General features: G+C 45.3%; 2 protein-coding genes. Both read left to right on the top strand.

All coding sequences use genetic code 11. The features are described 5' to 3' along the window. Positions 1-1,587: ShlB/FhaC/HecB family hemolysin secretion/activation protein (locus tag ACFIMQ_RS09020; protein ID WP_375703888.1), on the top strand; the 1,587-nt coding region annotated here is incomplete at its 5' end. Between the two features lie 25 nt (positions 1,588-1,612). After that, positions 1,613-3,864 (top strand): filamentous hemagglutinin N-terminal domain-containing protein (locus ACFIMQ_RS09015; protein WP_375703887.1); only part of this gene is annotated, 2,252 nt, incomplete at its 3' end.

The following is a 3,864-nucleotide window of genomic DNA, read 5'->3' as shown; positions in this document are numbered from 1 at the left end:
TTACGGTCTTTAACGCCTAAAAGGATCAAGACGCCTTCAGAGCAAAATCCAGAAATGCTTTTGGGTGGGAAGCAATGTTTTCCCATTCATGCTGTTGTTGTTGAGGGGGTGCATCATGTCAAAAAGCGCTTTATATCAGCTGTAACAGAGCCTTATGTTGGAAGATGTATTGGTCTTTTTGATATCCAGCTTTTAATCAAGAAGTTAACCAAAGTTTATTTGGATCAAGGCTATGTAACGGCGCGTTTTTATATTCCTGATCAAGATATCAAAAACAGCAAGACGCTCAAATTTGTTGTCGTTGAGGGGAAACTTTCAGAGATTTACTATAATGGTTCACCGACGTCTCGTTATAATAATGTTGTATGGAGTGCTTTTCCTGGGCTTCAAGGTCATGTTCTGAACATGCGCGATATTGAACAGGGGCTTGATCAGATCAACCGTTTGAGTTCAGCACATGCTCAAAGCGAACTTCTTCCAGGGCGTGAAGAAGGCAGCACCATTGTCAATATTAACAATCATCCCGATAAAACGTTCAAGGTTACTGTTTCTCATGACAATATGGGACAAGCCTCTACAGGTTATGCGCGTTATAGTGCGGGCTTGAGGGTAGAAAATATTTTAGGGATGAATGATGCGTGGGATTTTAACTATCAACGCAGTGAGCCCGATTATTGGGGTGGGAGCAAGCAAGAAGGACATAGCAATAACATTTCAGCGAGTGTGAGTATTCCATATGGTTATTGGACCTTTGGATTGAATGGCACTGTTTATAATTACCAAAGCATAATCCCTGGCAATTTTACCGATATTGAGACGACGGGGGATTCCAGTGAGTTGCACGCCAGTACAAGCAGGGTTCTTTACCGTGATAGTGTTTCCCTTACAACCTTGAATTTAGGTCTTTCTTATAAAAGAACCAACAATTACCTTCTTGGCAATAAGATTGAAGTGGGCAGCCGTCAATATAGCGTCGCCAATTTTGGGATTTCGCATTCGCGCCAGATGTTGGGTGGGACTTGGACCTTTGATGTGAGTTATTTGCAAGGGCTCCCTTTGTTTCATTCAGTAAAGAAACATGCGCCAGGGGCAGGGGATGCGGAGCCACAATTTGCCAAATTTACTGGTACGCTTAGTGTCATGACGCCTTTTAAGGTAGGGGGACTGGACTTTATACTGAGCAATCTTTTGAGTGGTCAATATTCACCAAATAATTTATTGGGTGCTGAACAGATTTCGTTGGGGGGCGCTTCCAATGTTCGTGGCACGCGTGAGAGTTTGCTTTTTGGCAATAACGGTTTTTTTAGCCGGAATGATTTGTTGTTACGCACCATTCCGTGGAACAATCACGCGACCTTCAAAAAGGTTTTTGGAGAACTTCGCCCTTATGTTGGTTTGGATTATGGGCGTGTGTTTTCGCAAGCTTTTTATGGGATTAAGAGTGACCAGCTTGCCGGTTGGACAGCCGGTGTCAAGCTTGCGGGAGGCATGGTCTCTCTTGATGCTAGTTATTCCAGTATTTTTTGGAGCACAGTTAAGCACAAAAAATCAGGAACATTTTTTATGACATTAACAATGGAACTTTAAGCGTTTTTTATTGGGGAGTTAACGTATGAGATATGAGAAGAGAGCAGAAAGAGCAGCTTTATTAGGTGTTTTAGTCTCCAGTACGATGCTCAAAAAGGTTTTATTGGGGGGACTTGGTTTTTCTTGTTTATTCGCATCTTCAGCGTTACAGGCGCAAATTACTGTGGATCCTAACGCGAATGCCGCCCATCGTCCAGATATAGTGGCAGCGCCCAATGGGGTTCCCTCGATTGATATTGTTACCCCCAATGGCAAGGGCTTATCGCACAATAAATATAACGATTTTAATATTGGAAATCCGGGTGTGATTTGGAACAATCATGCGCAAGAAGTAGGGCAATCGCAGTTGGGGGGCATTATGCCGGGCAATCCGCATTTGCGTTTCACGGGTTCGGCAAAAGTGATTTTAAATGAAGTGACCAGCAGCAAGCGCAGTGCGCTTCATGGTCCAGGAGAGGTTTTTGGGAGCCCAGCCGATGTGATTATAGCCAATCCCAATGGGATAAGCTGTGATGGTTGTGGCTTTATCAATACGCCCCATGCGACCTTAACCACAGGTGTTCCCGAAATTGATGCGAGCGGTTTTTTGAAAGGCTTTGAGGTGCGAGGTGGGGATATTACCTTTGGAGCAAAGGGAGCCAATTTTTTCTCTGGTCAAGGGGCTGTTGATATTGTCGATATTGTCTCACGCACAGTGCATTTTGAAGGAGCTGTTGCGGGCAGAGAAATTGGTGTGACAGCAGGGACAGGTCACTTTGATTATGCTTCACGGGAAATGAAAGAACTGACCGATATTACTGGTAAACCGGAATATGCGATAGATGGTTCTGCTTTGGGGGCTCTACAGGCGGACAGAATAAAACTTGTGGCAACAGAAAAAGGTGTTGGGGTTCGCATGCGCCATGATATGGCAGCCAATGCGGGGCAGTTGCATCTTTCTGCTGATGGGAAAATCTCGTTGAAAAATGTTTTTGGTCATGGGGGTGTTGTCCTCAAATCGAAAAGCCAGAGCGTATTGGCAAAGCACATCACCTCGAAAAAGCATATTGATATTGCCGCCCATAAGGATGTGACGTTAGAAACGGTTGGCGCTGATAGTCATTTGAAGATAGAGGCGCAGGATGGGCTTTTATCGATTGCCGGTAAGGCAACCTCTGGGGGCAATATGGAGCTTTCTTCGCGCCAGACACTTCAAGTTTCAGGGCTAGGGGCAGGCGCTGATATGGCTCTTGAATCGGGCGGAAACTTGAAGCTTGAGGGGATTGTTTTAGCGCAAGGGAATCTCAAGGCGCATGCCGGTGGTGATATACAAGCTCATTTTTTAGCCGGTGGGGTTGATATGGCGGCAACGGGTGCTGCTGGTGTTGTTGTTCTTGGCACCCAAGGGGATGTTGATCTCCAGAGCAGTCAAGGGGCGATTGTTGCTGAAAGTGTTTATGGAGCAGGAGATATCACCCTGGTTTCTCATAATGGGCTATCTGTTTCTCAAACAATTCTGTCGCATCAAAATGTTGCCATTCAAGCACAACCAGCAACAAATGCTCCCGTTCATTTTGGGCAACTTTTAGCCTATGGCAAGGCAAATATTGAGGGCGGGGCGGTTGACTTTTCTTCGCTGATGACGGGTGAAGAAGCTGTTTTAAAGGTTGGCAGCCTTGATGCAGGCACACTGATGACAGGTGTCGTTTCTACGGGCGGTTCAGGGGATCTTGTTTTAGATGAAAAGGGCTTTCTTTTGATTACAGCAAAAGAAGGGGTGAAGGTTGGTCAGATTGCCAGTGGTGGCAATATTGAAATTTTTGCAGGCAACGACATCTATTATGATCAGGTCATAGGCTATGGCAGTGCAACATTGACATCGGTATCAGGAGAGATCAGTGTTGAGAATGTGTTGTCTGCTGAGGGGGATGTGAGATTGACGGCAAACACTCTCGATTTAAGCAATAATCGTTCTCATATTTACACGCCGCAAACGCTGTATTTAATTGCAGATCATATTGATGTCTCAGAGAGCGAATTGACTTATGGCGGTTTAGACTTTCAAAGCACCAATGCCCTTGATATTCACAATGCGCGGCTACAAGCTGTGACAGATCAGGGAGGGACTGGAGATATTCTCTTTGTTGCTCCAAGCGTTATGGTTGATGAGACAACTTCTGTTTTAGCAGCCAGAGATTTCGTGATCAAAACGAGGGAGCTTGGAAATAGCGGTCAATTGGCATCGGGGCAGGATTTAGTCTTTAGCGTGACGGGGGATGTGACCAACAACAAAACGGG

It is taken from the genome of Bartonella sp. AD13SXNS (genome assembly GCF_042196465.1).
In the GTDB taxonomy this organism is placed as follows: domain Bacteria; phylum Pseudomonadota; class Alphaproteobacteria; order Rhizobiales; family Rhizobiaceae; genus Bartonella.
Note: the sequence above shows the minus strand (reverse complement) of the source record. Positions and strands in the feature narration are given on the sequence as shown.